This is a genomic window from Hymenobacter radiodurans (assembly GCF_004355185.1).
Taxonomy (GTDB): Bacteria; Bacteroidota; Bacteroidia; order Cytophagales; family Hymenobacteraceae; genus Hymenobacter; species Hymenobacter radiodurans.
Window position 1 is genome coordinate 2,968,793 of sequence record NZ_CP037922.1, and the last position, 15,513, is coordinate 2,984,305.

The 15,513-nt window shown below is 54.3% G+C and carries 13 protein-coding genes and 1 pseudogene; 7 read left to right on the forward strand and 7 right to left on the reverse strand.

Translation table 11 applies throughout. The features are described from left to right. Window positions 1–29: 29 nt before the first annotated feature. Window positions 30–761: a M20/M25/M40 family metallo-hydrolase gene (locus EPD59_RS13825; protein ID WP_205703406.1), complete on the reverse strand. Its 732-nt coding sequence runs from the start codon at window positions 759–761 to the stop codon at window positions 30–32. After that, window positions 743–1,378, reverse strand: a complete 636-nt coding sequence (locus tag EPD59_RS13830; protein ID WP_133273304.1) for a zinc-binding metallopeptidase family protein — start codon at window positions 1,376–1,378, stop codon at window positions 743–745. Before EPD59_RS13830 ends, EPD59_RS13825 begins: the two co-directional genes overlap by 19 nt. A gap of 88 nt (window positions 1,379–1,466) precedes the next feature. On the opposite strand from EPD59_RS13830, the gene EPD59_RS13835 reads away from it, so the two are divergent. After that, a complete protein-coding gene (locus EPD59_RS13835; RefSeq protein ID WP_165963599.1) occupies window positions 1,467–1,904 on the forward strand; it encodes an META domain-containing protein in 438 nt (145 codons plus the stop codon). Window positions 1,905–1,961: 57 nt separating this feature from the next. Here EPD59_RS13835 and EPD59_RS13840 read toward each other — a convergent pair whose 3' ends face one another. The 3 genes and pseudogenes from EPD59_RS13840 to EPD59_RS13850 form a co-directional block, all read right to left on the reverse strand. Continuing rightward, complete coding sequence (locus EPD59_RS13840; RefSeq protein ID WP_133273306.1) at window positions 1,962–2,699, reverse strand: hypothetical protein; 738 nt, start codon at window positions 2,697–2,699, stop codon at window positions 1,962–1,964. A gap of 91 nt (window positions 2,700–2,790) precedes the next feature. Next, window positions 2,791–6,236: pseudogene (locus EPD59_RS13845) on the reverse strand (pyruvate carboxylase). 268 nt (window positions 6,237–6,504) lie between these two features. Further along, on the reverse strand, window positions 6,505–7,227 hold the full coding sequence (locus EPD59_RS13850) for a head GIN domain-containing protein (RefSeq protein ID WP_133273307.1): 723 nt from the start codon (window positions 7,225–7,227) through the stop codon (window positions 6,505–6,507). Window positions 7,228–7,469: 242 nt separating this feature from the next. Between EPD59_RS13850 and EPD59_RS13855 the strand changes: the two genes are divergently transcribed. From EPD59_RS13855 to EPD59_RS13880, 6 genes are all read left to right on the forward strand, one after another. After that, window positions 7,470–7,913: an META domain-containing protein gene (locus tag EPD59_RS13855; protein ID WP_133273308.1), complete on the forward strand. Its 444-nt coding sequence runs from the start codon at window positions 7,470–7,472 to the stop codon at window positions 7,911–7,913. Window positions 7,914–8,137: 224 nt separating this feature from the next. Then, a complete protein-coding gene (locus tag EPD59_RS13860) occupies window positions 8,138–8,854 on the forward strand; it encodes an SDR family NAD(P)-dependent oxidoreductase (protein ID WP_133273309.1) in 717 nt (238 codons plus the stop codon). Between the two features lie 34 nt (window positions 8,855–8,888). Beyond that, window positions 8,889–10,211 (forward strand): cryptochrome/photolyase family protein, encoded by a 1,323-nt coding sequence (locus EPD59_RS13865; protein WP_133273310.1) that lies wholly within the window; start codon window positions 8,889–8,891, stop codon window positions 10,209–10,211. Between the two features lie 89 nt (window positions 10,212–10,300). After that, window positions 10,301–10,945, forward strand: coding sequence for a TetR/AcrR family transcriptional regulator (locus EPD59_RS13870; RefSeq protein ID WP_133273311.1), 645 nt, complete (start codon window positions 10,301–10,303; stop codon window positions 10,943–10,945). Beyond that, window positions 10,945–12,306, forward strand: a complete 1,362-nt coding sequence (locus EPD59_RS13875; RefSeq protein ID WP_133273312.1) for an ABC1 kinase family protein — start codon at window positions 10,945–10,947, stop codon at window positions 12,304–12,306. The genes EPD59_RS13870 and EPD59_RS13875 overlap by 1 nt, the downstream gene beginning before the upstream one ends. 131 nt (window positions 12,307–12,437) lie before the next feature. After that, window positions 12,438–13,298 (forward strand): dienelactone hydrolase family protein, encoded by an 861-nt coding sequence (locus EPD59_RS13880; RefSeq protein WP_133273313.1) that lies wholly within the window; start codon window positions 12,438–12,440, stop codon window positions 13,296–13,298. 115 nt (window positions 13,299–13,413) lie between these two features. Here the strand turns inward: EPD59_RS13880 and EPD59_RS13885 are convergent, their stop codons facing one another. After that, window positions 13,414–14,145 carry a phenylalanine-4-hydroxylase gene (locus EPD59_RS13885; protein ID WP_133273314.1) on the reverse strand — a complete coding sequence of 244 codons (732 nt, stop codon included), beginning with the start codon at window positions 14,143–14,145 and terminating at the stop codon, window positions 13,414–13,416. A gap of 422 nt (window positions 14,146–14,567) precedes the next feature. After that, window positions 14,568–15,455 (reverse strand): DoxX family protein, encoded by an 888-nt coding sequence (locus tag EPD59_RS13890; protein WP_133273315.1) that lies wholly within the window; start codon window positions 15,453–15,455, stop codon window positions 14,568–14,570. Between the last annotated feature and the right edge of the window lie 58 nt (window positions 15,456–15,513).

The following is a 15,513-nucleotide window of genomic DNA, read 5'->3' on the forward strand; positions in this document are numbered from 1 at the left end:
GCGGCCGTTTTTTCAGACAGACCCAAGCGCTACGGACGCTGACCTACACTGGCGGGCTCAATGCGAGTGGGTGTTTGCTCGCCGCCGATTATTCCGGTGGCACTGCGCGCAATGGCCGAAATAATGGCGGTCATGTTGGTCAAGTTCAAGCTTTCCACTTCGTCATCTACCGAATGATACAGCTTATCCGTCGGAATCTGGTCGCTGCTGATGGTGTGGGCCGGCACCCCCAATCGGGCTAGCGTCGCATTATCGGAGCGGTAAAAAAGGTTTTGCTCGGGGTACGGATCTGGCTCGAAGCGAAAGGGTGTGCCTTCCAGCTTTTGCTGAAGCAACTTGCCAAAGTCGGAGCGCTCATAGCCAGTAATGAAAGCCGTTTGGGGGCCAAATTTGGCTTCCTTACCAATCATTTCAATATTAAACATGGCCACAACCTTCTGCGGATCAATTTGCTGGGAAAAATACTTAGAGCCGAAGCCTCCAATTTCCTCCGCCGTGAAAGCCACGAATACCAACGTCCGCTGGTTCTTCTTTTTCTTCCCGGACGTCTCCAGCTTGTTGTTTTTGAAGTACTCCGCTAAGGCTACCACGGCTGTTGTGCCGCTAGCATCATCATCGGCCCCATTGGCGATGGAGTCGCCAGCTACGGCTGGCAACGTGCCAATGTGGTCGTAATGAGCTGAGAATACCACCATTTCGGCCGCACGGGCCTTATCCTTGGCCTGTCCGGGCAACACCCCTACTACATTGCGTAGCTCCACGGTTTTGATAGTAGTCGTGGCCGTAGCAGCAAATTTGACGGGGCGGCCGGGGCGGCAGCTAACACAAATACGCTGGCAAAAGGCTTCGGCTGCTCACCCTGCATACCTCCATGACTCAGATAGCCAGATAATTGTTTGAAACGTTGCGCATGTGCCGGATCGACCAGCACCAGTGTGTTGGCAGTAGGCTGCAGCAATGCGCCCATCTGTTGGCGCACGTTATCCTGGGGGCCAATAACGACCACGCGCGGCGGCATAGCATCCTCACTGGTCCAGCTAAGTGTAGGCAGCCCCGATACAGGTAGCACATTTTCGGGCGCTACCGCCACGCCATTCAGTGTTGCGCTGCTAGCAACTACCCGTACTTCGTACGCCGGAAACACCTGCTCGTAGGTAGTAAGACCTGACATCTTCTCCAGCCCAATCCGTTCAAACTCAGCAGCCAAGAATTTAGCTGCCTGTAACCCGCCCGGCTTACCAGCGGCTCGCCCCTGCATGTCATCGGCCGCCAACGTGCGGATGACGCGCTCAACGTTTGCTTGCTTAATTGTTTTCTTTTGTGCTTCAGCTAATTGCCCTATACAGGCCAATCCAAGGATCAGGACGAGTTTTTTCATGGCTCAAGGTAGGAATTTTGCCTCATCACAAAACCACTAATTCCCTTTGGCTTACCTTTTCCCCGGCTTTTCACTTACCGTTATTTCTATGTCGCTGCGCTTGCTTCTGTTTTTTCTACCGCTTTTTCTATTCAGCGCCTGCAAAACGGCAAAAGACACTACCCCCAATGCCAGCCTGCGTAATACGCGCTGGGTACTCCGAACCCTGGGTGCTACCCCCATCACCACGCCCGAGAATAGTCAAGAAATCGATCTGCAATTCAACGCCACTACCGATCAGATAGCTGGCTACGCGGGCTGCAACCGTTATTTCGGCCGCTTCGAACAGCCTACAAATGCTGCGCTACGCCTCTTGAATATTGGCTCCACCCGAATGCTATGCGAAGCCCGACAACAAGTAGAAACCGACTATTTAAAAGCGCTTCAAGAAGTCTCACGCTTTCAGATAAAAGGCGATACTCTACGGCTTTACGCAGGCACAAGTGAGGAGCCACTGGCAATTTTTGAGGCCGTTTATCTAAGATAGGCGCACAAAAAAGCCCCCCAATTACGTTGGGGGCTTTTTGTGCGCCTATAGCACGACCTATTTGGCGGGCAGTGCGGGCAACGTATTCAGCCAGGGCATGAAAGCCACAAAGTCGGCTTCGGTGCGCAGAGCCGGGCGCTTTTTAAGCTCCGCCTGAATTTGGGCCGAGTGTTCGGGTAAAGCAGCCGTCAACGCTTTTGCGTTTAGCTTGAGAGGTTGCAACCGACCATCAGCCGTACGGACGAAGTAGTCGGTTTGATCAACCAGCTCATCATAGCGCCGGTCGGCGCTGTACGCGCCGGCGAAGCTGGCTTTTTGCAGCGTTTTGCGCTGAAGCTTGAGAAGGCTGTAGTTGCCCGGCACCAGTACTTCAAAATACTCCCGGCGCATTGCCGGATCGGGCGCGTCATAGAAGCGCTTGAAAGCTCGCGGCTGCGTTTTGGTCGGGTCGTTCAGAACGAAAGACTCTATCCTGTTCATATCCAAGTATATGGAGTCCTTAGCATTCCGAAGCAATAACAGCAAACGCTGATTGGCATCATACTTCAGTTTTAGCTCCGGTAATGGCACCTTGGAAGCAAGTTGGACGCTGCCCGGAAGCCAGCTAGGAATCAGATAAGGCGTTCCCCGTACTCCCTCGTAGCGATTATCGAAGCGAACAAAGGCTGAGCCCTCAACCAAGTTCTTAATATTTTCCTGGGCTGCATTGCCCGAGTTGATCACTGTACTTTGGGCCGTAGCTTGCAGACTCACCAAGGCGCTGGCGATAACAATAAATAGTTGAAAGCGTCTCATTTAGAGATTGAAGTTGAATAATCAGCAGTATTGCTCCGAAAATATATTCATTTTCAGATTAAAAGTCAGACTACGCGCTGTAAACACAAGATTAGCTCAGCGTAAGTATAAGGTCATCAGCGTTTACTAAGGTTCCTTCGCCCAGGTGCAGGCTTTGCACGGTAGTGTCTTCGGGGGCGGTGATGGTGGTTTCCATCTTCATGGCTTCGATAATGAAGAGCGGCGTGTTGCGCTTCACCGTTTCGCCATCTTTCACCAGCACTTTGGAAAGCATTCCCTGCAAGGGCGCACCAATCTGCCGCGGGTTCGACTTATCCGTTTTTTGGTTACGCACCGTTTTCACTTCCACCGAGCGGTCGCGCACTTCCAGATTGCGGGTCTGGCCGTTGAAGGAGAAGAACACGGTGCGGTTGCCGTCGTCATTCACGTTGCCCACCGAGCGCAGTTTCACAATCACTGACTTGCCGCGAGCAATATCGATGATGGTTTCTTCGCCGGGTTTGAGGCCGTAGAAAAACACCCTCGTCGGGATTAGCGACACATCGCCAAACTGCTGCACGTGTGCCCAATACTGCTCAAATACTTTGGGGTACAGCAAATAAGAGAGCAGATCGGTGAACTTGGTCTGGGGGCCAAATTTCGTTTGAAACGAGGCCCATTCTTTATCAAAATCAATAGGTGCGAGGTGCTCATTAGGCCGGTCGGTGAAGGGCTTCTCATCCTTGAGAATAAGCTTTTGCAACTCTGCTGGCCAGCCCCCTTCCGGCTGCCCGATGTCGCCCCGAAACAGGCTCTGCACCGACTCGGGGAATGACAGGCTTTCCCCTTTTTCTAGCACGTCCTGTGTGGTTAGGTTATTGGTCACCATGAATAGCGCCATATCGCCAACTACTTTCGACGAAGGGGTTACTTTCACGATGTCGCCAAACAGCTGATTTACGTCGGCGAACGTTTGCTTCACTTGTTCGAACTTATCGCCTAGGCCCAACGCCGCCGCCTGGGGCCGCAAGTTCGAATATTGCCCCCAGGAATCTCGTGCTGAAATACTTCTGACGTGCCCGCCTTCAAGCCCGACTCAAACGGATAGTAGTACTCACGCACCGTTTCCCAGTAGTTCGAAAACTCGTTCAGACTCCGCTGATCGAACTCCCGATGACGAGGCGTACCACGCAGCATCTCCACAATAGAGTTGAAGTTGGGCTGGGAAGTAAGACCGGATAATGAGCCTAGGGCCACATCAATTACATCAACATCGGCCTCAATTGCTTTAAGGTAAGTAGCCGCTTGTAAGGAAGATGTATCGTGGGTGTGCAGATGAATGGGCAAATTGATGGTAGACCGAAGACCCTGAATAAGCTCAGTGGCGGCATAAGGCTTTAGTAGGCCAGCCATGTCCTTAATGCAGAGAATATGAGCGCCGGCGTCTTCGATTTGCTTAGCCAAGCGCAAGTAGTAATCAAGGTTGTACTTGGCGCGCTTGGGGTCTAGAATGTCGCCGGTGTAGCAAATGCTAGCCTCTGCCAATCCCTGGGTTTTGTTGCGCACAAAGCCAATACACGACTCCATGCCCGGCATCCAGTTCAGGGAATCAAAGATCCGGAAGATGTCCACGCCCGTTTCCCAGGCCTGCTGCACGAATCGCTCGGTGAGATTATCGGGATAGGCTTTGTAGCCCACCCCATTTGCCCCCCGAATGAGCATCTGGAGCAAAATATTCGGTACTGCGGCCCTGATTTTAGCCAACCGCTCCCACGGGTCTTCGTGCAGAAAACGTAGAGCCACATCGAACGTCGCGCCGCCCCACACTTCCATTGAGAAGGTCTGAGGGTGCATTTTGGCGTAGCGCTCCGCTACCTTCAGCAAATCGAAGGTGCGCATACGGGTCGCCAGTAGGCTTTGGTGAGCATCACGAAACGTCGTGTCGCAATAATGAATGGGCTTATCGGCCCGCAGCCACTGGGCAAATGCTTCGGGGCCCAGCTCGGTCAGTTTGTTCTTAGTGCCGGGCTGGTGGGGTTCGGTGGTATTGGCGGCCGGAATTTTGGGTTTGCGCAGATCCCGCGCGGGGTCCATCAGATTTTTAACGTCGGGGTTGCCATTTACCACCACATCGCCGATGTAGGCCAGCACTTTAGTGCCCCGGTCTTGGCGAGGCTTGTACTGAAATAGCTCGGGGTGGTCTTTGATGAAGTCCACATTGGCCTTGCCGCTTACAAACTCGGGGTTGGCAATGATATTTTGCAGAAACTGAATGTTGGTTCGTACCCCTCGAATACGGAATTCATCTAGCGTGCGCGCCATTTTCTGGGCCGCTCCTTCCAGCGTAGGCGCATGGGCCGACACTTTCACCAGCAGCGAATCGAAGAAGGGCGACACTTTCACACCTTGGTACACCGAACCCTGATCGAGACGAATACCAAAGCCGCCGGCCGAGCGGTAGGCCACAATTGTACCGTAATCGGGTTTAAAGTCGTTTTCGGGATCTTCGGTGGTGATGCGGCACTGAATAGCGAAGCCCGTGCGCATTGGTTTGCCCCCCGGCTCCAGCCCTATCTCAGGCGAGGAGAGGTTGTAGCCGGAGGCAATGTAGATCTGCGTTTTGATCAGGTCGATACCGGTAATCATCTCCGTTACGGTGTGCTCCACCTGAATACGCGGATTTACCTCAATAAAGTAGATGCGGTCCTGCTCGGGGTTTACCAAAAATTCTACCGTGCCTACGTTGTTATAATTCACGGCCCGGCCCAGACGCAGCGCGTACTCGTACAGCAAATGCCGCTGGTGATCAGCCAGATCCAAAGCGGGAGCAATTTCCACTACCTTCTGAAAACGGCGCTGCACCGAGCAGTCGCGCTCGTAGAGATGCACAATGTTGCCGTGGTTATCGGCTACCAGCTGTACCTCTATGTGCTTAGGCCGCTCCACGAACTTCTCCAAGAACACAGTGTCATCGCCAAAGGCTTTCAGGGCCTCGTTACGGGCCTCAAAAAACCCTCTTTCCAATTCTTCATCCGTCCGAATGACGCGCATCCCTCGTCCGCCGCCGCCCGAAGCTGCCTTGAGCATGACTGGGTAGCCAATACGATGCGCTTCATTCAAAGCAACTTCCAGATCAACCAAATCGGCTTCGCTGCTCTCAATAATGGGCACCTGGCACTGCAGCGCCACACGCTTAGCGGCTACTTTGTCGCCCAAGGCTTCCATTACTTCCGGCCGCGGCCCCACGAAAATGACGCCTTCCTCTTGGCAGCGCCGGGCTAGCGTGGCATTTTCAGCCAGAAACCCGTAACCCGGATGAATTGCATCGGCTCCATTCTCCTTAGCAGTACGCAGAATGGCCTCGATGTCCAGATAAGGCTTTAGTGGCTCATCGTCGCGACCAATTTGATAGGCCTCATCCGCCTTATAGCGGTGCAGCGAATACCGATCCTCGTACGTGTACACGGCCACCGTTGGGATTCCCAGTTCAGTGGCGGCACGCAGCACGCGGATAGCAATTTCGCCACGGTTGGCAACGAGTAGCTTTTTAATATTCATAGTTCAGGAGATGAGGGAGAAGCGGAGAACGAATCGGGACGAAGCTAGGCAAATGCGCAACAAGCACCATACGTAGTCAGCGAATTTTTGCTAACTGAGCCTTATTCGCAATATCGACTCCTTTGGTTATTCCGATATAAAGGCTGCTACTCAAGGTAGGAAGCATTCCTAAAAAAGCCCCCCGGTAGTGTCCTGCTTCATGCAAAAATCCCCTGGTTAGCCAATTAAGGCTAACCAGGGGATTTGATTGGAAGTAACTTCAGTCGGTCTAGCGAGCGGCTCGCACGGAGCTGGCACCGCTGGCGCGGCTGCTTACTACGCGCGCATTGCCTTTATAGCGAATGTCGCTGGCACCGGAAGCGGTGGAGGAGAGTTCTCCATCGATATTCACCTGAGCCTCACTAGCACCCGATGCCGTTATCTGCGCACCTCTGGATTGCAACGCATATGCTTGATACTCACTACCGCCGCTGACGTTCACTTTCTGCCGCTCGGCCTGACCGGAAAGCCTCACATCGCTGGCACCAGAGCAGTTTACATCCAGGCTTTTCGCTGTGAGGCTGAGGATTATATCGCTGGCTCCGCTGGCTTGTATCTTAAAGTCGTTCGTAGTAAAAGCTGACTGGCCCTTCACTGCCGATGCCCCGCTCACAGAAATTGCTTTAAGTGTGGGGCAGGTGATATAAATATTCACGCTATTCTCTTTGCTGCTGCCCACCAGGTCACGCCAGTTGAAATCACGGTCGCGGTATATTTTCAGGGTCCCGTTCTGCACCTCCGTTTTAAGGTATTTCTGGATTTCCTCTGATGCCTCCACTACCACGCTCGTAGCGCTGCCCTGGCGCAGAAACACATTCACCGCGCCACTGGCGCTCACGGCTTCAAAGTTGCCTGTGCGGCGGGTTTGCTTCGTTTGGGCTTGCACACAAAACTGGAGCGTACACGCAACTAACAGTAGAAAAAGTGCCTTGAAATGAGTCGAGGTTTTCATAGAGTAGAATAAGTATTTGAGAGTTGTTGAGGTAGATGGCTGTATCACACGAAGGGTTGCCTAAAGTGTAGATAATATACTCATTTAGCTGCTGAAATCAGACACAAAAAATCGGTAATAGTATTTACAATCAGCATGTTGCTTGCTGGGGGACAAATATTTTTCACTTTCGCTCCCAACGGCTTGCAACCATTTGCCTTCGAGGTGCCTCCCCTCTACAGACTACTCACAACTTTCGCTATATGGTACAAGCCTTGACCCGCTCTTTTTTGTGGTTAACAGCCGCGCTCATGCTCGGCAGCTGCGTTGAAGATTCAGACGTCAACGCCGAATTACTGAATAGGCGCTGGCGACTAACAGACGTAGGCGAAACGCCCATTGAGGTTTCCAGCTTTTTCCAGGATAGAGAATCCTATATTCAGTTTGTCGCTTCTGGCAACCGCATAGAAGGCTTGTCAGCCTGCGACGAGATTGGGGGGCAATTTTCGCTTAATGCGGCCACCAATACGCTCAATATCACGCAGCTAACGGTGAAGGCCGGCAGTTGCTCAAGCCCAGTAATTGGGGGGCGTTATCTGGCAGCACTACCCCAAATTACCACATACAAGCAAGAAGGCAATACACTTCGTCTTTATGATGCGACGAACTCGCTAATCCCACGCTTGACTTTTCGCACAGACAACTGAGCTTACTTAGATCCCTTATTTTACCTACTGATTGTTAGTGGATTAATTGTTAGGCGCTATGTTATTCAGGCCGGCAGAAGGTGCGCTTCTGCCGGCCTGATTTAGTGATAGACGGCGGCCTTTACTCCAATTACTGGCTTCTTGGGCAGCCGTAGTTTCGCCTTGCGCAAACCTTGGCCGCTTGGTTCAGTTGTGAAGTAACCCTTCTCACCTGAACTACCTTCATGGATTTCGCTCAAAAAAACATTCTCATCGTCGGTGCCTCATCGGGCATCGGGCTGGCTACGGCTAAGCTGCTGCACGGTCTTGGCGCCCAATTATTTACCGCCTCGCGCCATCTTTCTCCCGAGTTGGCCGAACTGCAAACCACCCACCTAGAGCTCGATGCCACCCACCCCATCGCGCCCACCGCCTTCGATGGCCTGCCCGATACCTTGCACGGCTTTGTGTATTGCCCCGGCAGCATCAAGCTGCGGCCTTTCGAGCGGATTCCACTGGATGATTTTCGGGCTGATTTTGAGTTGAATGTAATGGGCGCCGTGCAGTTGTTGCAACCCCTGATGAAGCGACTGAAGAAGGCCGAAGGCGCTTCGGTCATTCTGTTTAGTACGGTGGCCGCCACTACGGGCATGAGTTTTCACGCCAGTATTGCCACCGCTAAAGCTGCATTAGAAGGCTTAACCCGCGCGCTGGCCGCCGAATTTGCCCCCCAGAACATCCGCGTCAACGCTGTCGCACCGTCGCTGACAAATACACCGCTCGCCGCTCCTTTATTAAACACTCCCGAAAAAGCGGAAGGCGGAGCCAAGCGTCACCCATTGCAGCGCATCGGGCAGCCGGAAGACCTGGCTTACATGGCGTCTTTCCTGCTCTCCGACCATAGTAGCTTTATTACCGGTCAGGTGATGCCCGTTGATGGCGGCATGGGTCGGTTGAAGTAAAATAGCCAGATTCACGTTAGGAAACATTTATATTATGGCTAAAATCACGCTTTTCTGGCACCGGCGCGACATTCGCTTGCATGATAATGTGGGCTTGGCCGCCGCATTGCAAAGTGGCTATCCAGTGGTACCGCTGTTTATTTATGACCGCGAGATTCTGGATTTGCTTCCCAGTCGCCGCGACGCGCGGGTCACGTTTATTTATCAGCAAGTGGAGCGTCTTGCGGCGCAGACAGAGGCGGCGGGGGGCAATTTTCTGGCTATTTATGGTCGGCCGCTGGAAGTATTTGAGCAACTGCTGAGTCAGCACGAAGTAGCGGCCGTATATACGAATGAAGACTACGAACCCTACGCCAAAGAGCGCGATTCGGCTGTAGCGGCAATCTGCCAGCGGCACGGGGCTGATTTTCACACATTTAAGGATCAAGTAATTTTTGCCAAAAGCGAGATTCTGACGAAGTCGGGCACAGTACCTAAAGTATTCGGCTCTTATCAAAAAGCTTGGTTGGCCGCCTTGCGCGATGAGCACTTGCAGGCGTATCCGTCCGCCGATTTATTTCGTGCTGAGAACTTATACCGGCTGCCTGATGCGCCAGCCCGGCCAACGCTGCAAGAAATGGGATTCGAGCATTTTGAACAGTTTGTGCCCGCCGCCGAATTGCCGGATGAGGCTCTGGTTCGCAACTACCACCTGACCCGCAACCAGCCCGGCTTAGTGAACAGCAGCACTAGGCGGTCGGTGCACCTGCGCTTCGGCACCCTGAGCGTGCGCGAGGTGATGCGCCAAGCCAAAGAGCTGAACCCCAAGCTGCTCTCCGAATTAATTTGGCGCGACTTCTTTATGATGCTGCTCTGGCATTATCCCTTTACCGCCACCGAGAGCTACGACCCGAAGCTGCGCCGCGTGCCGTATCGCAACAACGAGCAGGAGTTTGCCGCCTGGTGCGAAGGCCGCACCGGCTATCCGCTTGTTGATGCGGGTATGCGGGAGTTGAACGTTACTGGCTACATGCCCAACCGCGCCCGTATTGCCGCCGCCGGTTTTCTGGTGAAGCATCTGCTCATCGATTGGCGCTGGGGCGACCGGTATTTTGCTGATAAGCTGCTCGACTATGATATGTCGCAGAACGTGGGCAACTGGCAGTGGATGGCCGGCACCGGGGCCACTGCCGCCCCGTGGTTTCGGGTATACAGCCCCCAAAGTCAGCAGGAACAATACGACCCTACGTTTGCTTACGTGTGGCAGTGGATACCCGAGTATGGCACCTGTGATTATCCCAAACCAATTGTAGATCACAAGTTTGCGCGCGAGCGGGCCATCGAAACGCTGCGCGCGGCTTACCGACAGGCAGAATAAGCGAGCGAAACGCGGCCACGACTTTTTACGTGGCCGCACTGCTGCTCACGGCTCAACTTTACCGGGCTTCTTGCTGTTGTATCAGTACTATGGAAAATACGGAAAAGGACCGCATCAAGCAGGCTTACCTGACTTACGTGCTGGATAAAAATAAGCCCCCAACGTCGGTGTTCAAGCTTACCAGCAAGCTGAATATCCCGGAGGAAGACTTCTACCGCCACTACCCGAACTTTGAGGCCATCGACCGGGAACTGTGGGCTGACTTTGGCCGGCAGGCGCGCGAAAAAGCGGCTTTGGAGCCCGTCTGGCAAGAGTACGGTGTTCGCGAAAAGCTGCTATCCTTCTACTATACTTTGCTCGAAATCCTGAAGCAAAACCGCAGCTACGCGCTCATGGCGCTGCGCCGCTCGATGCCGCGCGTACCGGGCGTCACGCCCCGCGTGCTCGACGATTTTCGGACCGAGTTCGAGATGTTCATTGCTGATTTGCTGCGCGAAGGCCGCCGGACCGAAGAAATTGCCCCCCGGCGCTTGGTTCAGGACAGCTACCCACGCCTGTTCTGGACGCAGGCGCTATTTGTGCTTACCTTCTTTGCCAAGGACGAAAGTCTGAACTTCGAGCGTACCGACGCGGCCGTGGAGAAAGCGGTTACGCTCAGCTTCGACCTAGTGGGCCGCAACTCCTTCGACTCCGCTCTCGATTTGACTCGTTTTCTGCTGCATCGGCGTCGCTAATGGCTGAATCTGTGGACAATTTGCCCCCCAGCTCCTCGCTGGCGGAAGAGAGCGTGCCCGGCCGTCAGCTTGATTCGCTGCCCACTACCAAAGTGGCGCGGGCGGCTCGTTTTGCCAAGTCGGGACTGAAAGTAGGCGCCAATTATGTAAAGCACTACGCGCGCCGCTCGGTGGGCGCTACCAGCAGCGAGGCCGACTTGCACGCGGCCAACGCCGCGGAGCTGTATGGCACGCTGAGCGAGATGAAAGGCTCAGTGCTGAAAGTGGCCCAGATGCTGGCGCTGGAAAAGAAATTTTTGCCCCCTGCCTACGCCGATCAGTTTGCCCAAGCCCAGTATCAGACGCCCCCGATCTCGGCTCCGCTGATTATCAAAACTTTCCGGGATGCGTTTGGCAAGTCACCCTTTGAGCTTTTTGCGAAATTCGATGTAAACGCCCGGCAGGCCGCCAGCATTGGTCAAGTGCATTACGCCCTATCGCGCGACGAAAAAAGCCCCCTGGCGGTGAAAGTGCAGTACCCCGGCGTGGCCGACAGCATCCGCTCGGATATCCGTCTGGTGAAGCCCATTGCCCTGCGCGTGATGGGCCTCGATGAGGCGCAGGTCCGGCCTTACTTAGAGGAAGTAGAAACGCGCCTGCTCGAAGAAACCGATTATAAGCTGGAGCTACGGCGCGGTACTGAAATAGCCGCCAGCTGCGCACAATTGCCTCATCTGGAGTTTGCTCGCTACTATCCTGAGCTATCCTCGGCCCGCATCCTGACGATGGATTGGCTGCCTGGCCAGCATTTGAAGGAGTTTATGGTAACAAATCCCAGTCAGGAAATCCGCAACCAACTAGGGCAGGCGTTGTGGGACTTTTATATGTTTCAACTCAATACGCTGCTGAAAGTCCACGCTGATCCGCACCCCGGCAACTTTCTGCTACGCGCCGATAACGGCGGCACCGTGGGCGTGCTGGACTTCGGCTGCGTAAAAGAAATTCCAGCCGATGTGCATCGGCTCTTCAATGCGCTGCTGGCTCCCGAAACCCTGGCCGATGAAGCGCGTCTTGCAACCCTGCTCGACGAAACCGGCATTCTGCGCGCCACCGATACCGCCGAGCGCCGCGCCCTGTATGTGCGCACGTTGCGCGCGTCGCTGGAGCTAGTTGGGCGGCCTTTCCGGGAGGTTACCTTCGACTTTGGCGACCCTGCTTATATGGCGTCATTGTATGCGTTGGGTGATGATTTGATGCAGGAACCGGAGCTGCGCCAACAGCGCGAGCCTCGCGGCTCCGAGCATTTTATTTATCTCAACAGGACCTATGTGGGCCTGTACGCCTTGCTCACCGAATTGGGAGCGCACATTCGCACGCAATAAACCCGCGGTGGTGCCTCCACCAAAACTATAGTTGGGGCTTCCGGTTAATGCGTCCTGAACTAACAATGATTCGTGTAGCAACATGAGTTGGCGCTGGCTCAGGACGCACTTTCTTTTCCCTCTCTATTTCCATGAAAAAACTCTGGACTCTTTGCGCCGCGCTGCTCAGCGTAGCTACCGCGGCTTCGGCCCAAACCACGGCGCTGAGTTGCTGCGCCAAGCCGGCCGTAGCCACCGAGACATTCGCCATGCTCGCCTCCAATACCGACTTCTCGGGTGGTCACGATGCGCCGCTGCCCTACTCCTATGAGGGCGAAGGCACGATGGTCAAATTCAAAACTGCCGATGGCCAAACTGGTCAGGGTTTCGAAATCAAGAGCGCTACGCCGTCCAAAAAGTATCTGTTCGTGATTCATGAGTGGTGGGGCCTGAACGACTACATCAAGAAGGAAGCCGCTGCTTTCGCCCGTGAGTTGCCCGGTGTCAACATCATCGCGCTCGACCTATACGATGGCCAGGTGGCCACCACGCCCGATGAAGCCGGCAAGTACATGCAAGCCGTAAAAACGGACCGCGCCCAGAATATCATTCGGGGCGCCATGCAGTACGCCGGTCAGGATGCGCAGTTTGCTTCTGTGGGCTGGTGCTTCGGTGGGGGCTGGTCGTTACAAACAGCGTTGCTCGCGGGGCCCAAAGCCGTGGGTTGCGTGATGTATTATGGCATGCCCGAAAAGGACGTGGCCAAGCTCAAAACCCTGAACACTGACGTGTTAGGCATTTTCGCCAGCGAAGACAAGTGGATCAATCCTGAGGTTGTGGCGCAATTTCAAAAGGATATGGCCACCGCTAAGAAGAAGGTGACCATCAAGAGCTACGCCGCCGACCACGCATTTGCCAACCCATCTAATCCTAAATACAACCAAAAGTTTGCCGCTGATGCCCACACCGCCGCCGTGGCTTATCTGCGCAAGAACTTCAAACTGAAGTCTTAATTTAATATGCAAAAAAGCCCCCCAGATTCATCTCTGGGGGGCTTTTTTGTGTAAGCTGCGGTGGGAAGAGGCGTAAGCGTGTCAACCAGCTTTCTGGCGAAAGCTGAGAGTCGGGTTACGCCGGCTTCAGTTGCCAACTATCCGCGAGCAAGGCGGCCATTTCCGCAACGCTAGCCGTGAGTTGCTCCCAAGAGTTGAGCACAAAGTATTGCTCTTGAAAGCGCTCCTCGGAATAGGGCGTGTCGAGCACCGTCGAAAGCTCAAACGCATGACGGACGGTTTCATCGTGCACGCAGTGGTGAATCTCGCCGGCTGAGGATAGCAAACCGGCTCCATAAATGCGCGGCTGCCCGCCTTCCTGCACCAGCCCAAACTGGACCGTAAAGCCATACAACCGCCGTAGTCGCACCAAAGCAGCCACATCGTGGCGGTGCTGCCGACCTACGATGCCTAGGAAGTGCAGAAAATCGGCGAAGGCAGAGTCGGTAAGCAAGGGCGCGTGCCCAAATACGTCGTGAAATAAATCGGGTGTCTTCACAAAGTCGAACTGCTCCATTGCCCGCAACCGCGTGACGGCCGGAAACTTACGCTCTGCCAACAACGCAAAAAACGTAGCATCATCCACTGCTTCGGGCACAGGTACCAGCTCCCAGTTGGTGTAGCGCTGCAGCTGCTCACTTACCGCATCAAAGTGCGGGATGATAGTGCGCTGGAAGTCGAGGCGCGCGAGGCCAGCTCCAAATGCTTGCGCCGCCCGCTTATGCAGCAGAGCCGTCTGGCGGTCGAATAACACTTTCCAAACGAGTTGATCCTGCGTGGTGTACTGGTCGTGGGCTTGTTCGAACATAGCGCTAGGTAGAATTATTATGTCATAAAAAAAGCCCGGCTCTTGACGGAGTCGGGCTTGTGGTTTTCGGGGTTGGAGGTGGTTACTTACCTTCCTTTCCGGCCATGCAGCTCGACTCCGCCTCCATTGGGGCGATTGACGGTTAGCATAATGCATTTGGCGGATTGCAGTAACATGGAACAAATATAGAAAATCAGAATAATAAGTTGTACGCCACTAGCCAACTTATTTTCAGATAGATACCAAATTTCTGAAAATAGTTATCGGGGGGCATTTTTGTCCAAACAGCCAGAGGTAGCCGATGTATTTTACGTAAACCTTTGCGTTCGGCAGGACTTCTAAACACCCTAATACCGAAGCAAGCTGGTTAGCACATAGCTTCATTGTGACGCGTACTATTAGCTGCGTCACCTTAAACTTGCTTAGAGCTTACCGCTGACTTCGTAGCCCATGCTCAGGTTGGTATCGCCGGTAACGTGCAGGTCGATGCGGGCTTTCTTGTCGGACGGATTGAGGAGGAGCGCGGTGGAGCCCGGCAAAAACCGTAGTATGGCGCGCTGCCCAGGGGCCAACGTAGCCTTACCAAAAATACCACCCCCGCGAGGCCGCTCCTTTATTTCCACGGATACGGTTCCGGTGTTACGAGCCACTACCCGAAAGGCGCCCGGCTGCCCGCCTCCCAGCGCGAACTGCTTGCCGGGCTCAATCAAGAGGTCGGACTTTAAGCTGCCGCCGCCAGCCAAGCAAGCTGTCGTGAGGAATAGCACCAGTGCAGCAGTTGCCGTAGCTACCCGCCGCGTTGGCACCAATTCGCGGAGCAGGCTCCTATTCTTAGTGAGCGCATAATCAAGCGAATAGCGCCCGCCACCTACTACGGTTACAAGCACAAAGCACCAGAAAAGGAGCTGCTGATAATACATGCCCAGCACGGGTTCGGGCGTTTCATACCACAAAAAAGCGATGACGAAAAACTGAAAGGCCAGCTGGACCGCGCTCCAGCGCGTAAGCAGCCCAAAGGCAATCAGCAGGCCGCCTGCAAACTCTCCCCAGGTAGCCAGCCACGCCCACATATACGGTGAGGGAAACGTAAAACCCAGAGTAGCTACTTGCTGCACAAACCAATCAGGTGGCCCCAGCGCGGCCTGCCCACCTACCAACTTAGCCGCCTCAGTAGCAGTGGTCATGCTGACGAGCTTTGCCCAGCCGGCTCCAATGGCGATAGACAAACCAATGTGCAAACGAAGGAGTAGCCAGGCAACGTCGGCGAGGCGGGAGCCCAGCGGGCTGGCGGAAAAGAGAAGCTTTTTCATGGTCGTTGGGTAAGTAATTGAACGACCCAAAATTGCCCCCTGCTCAGCTCCCTTACGC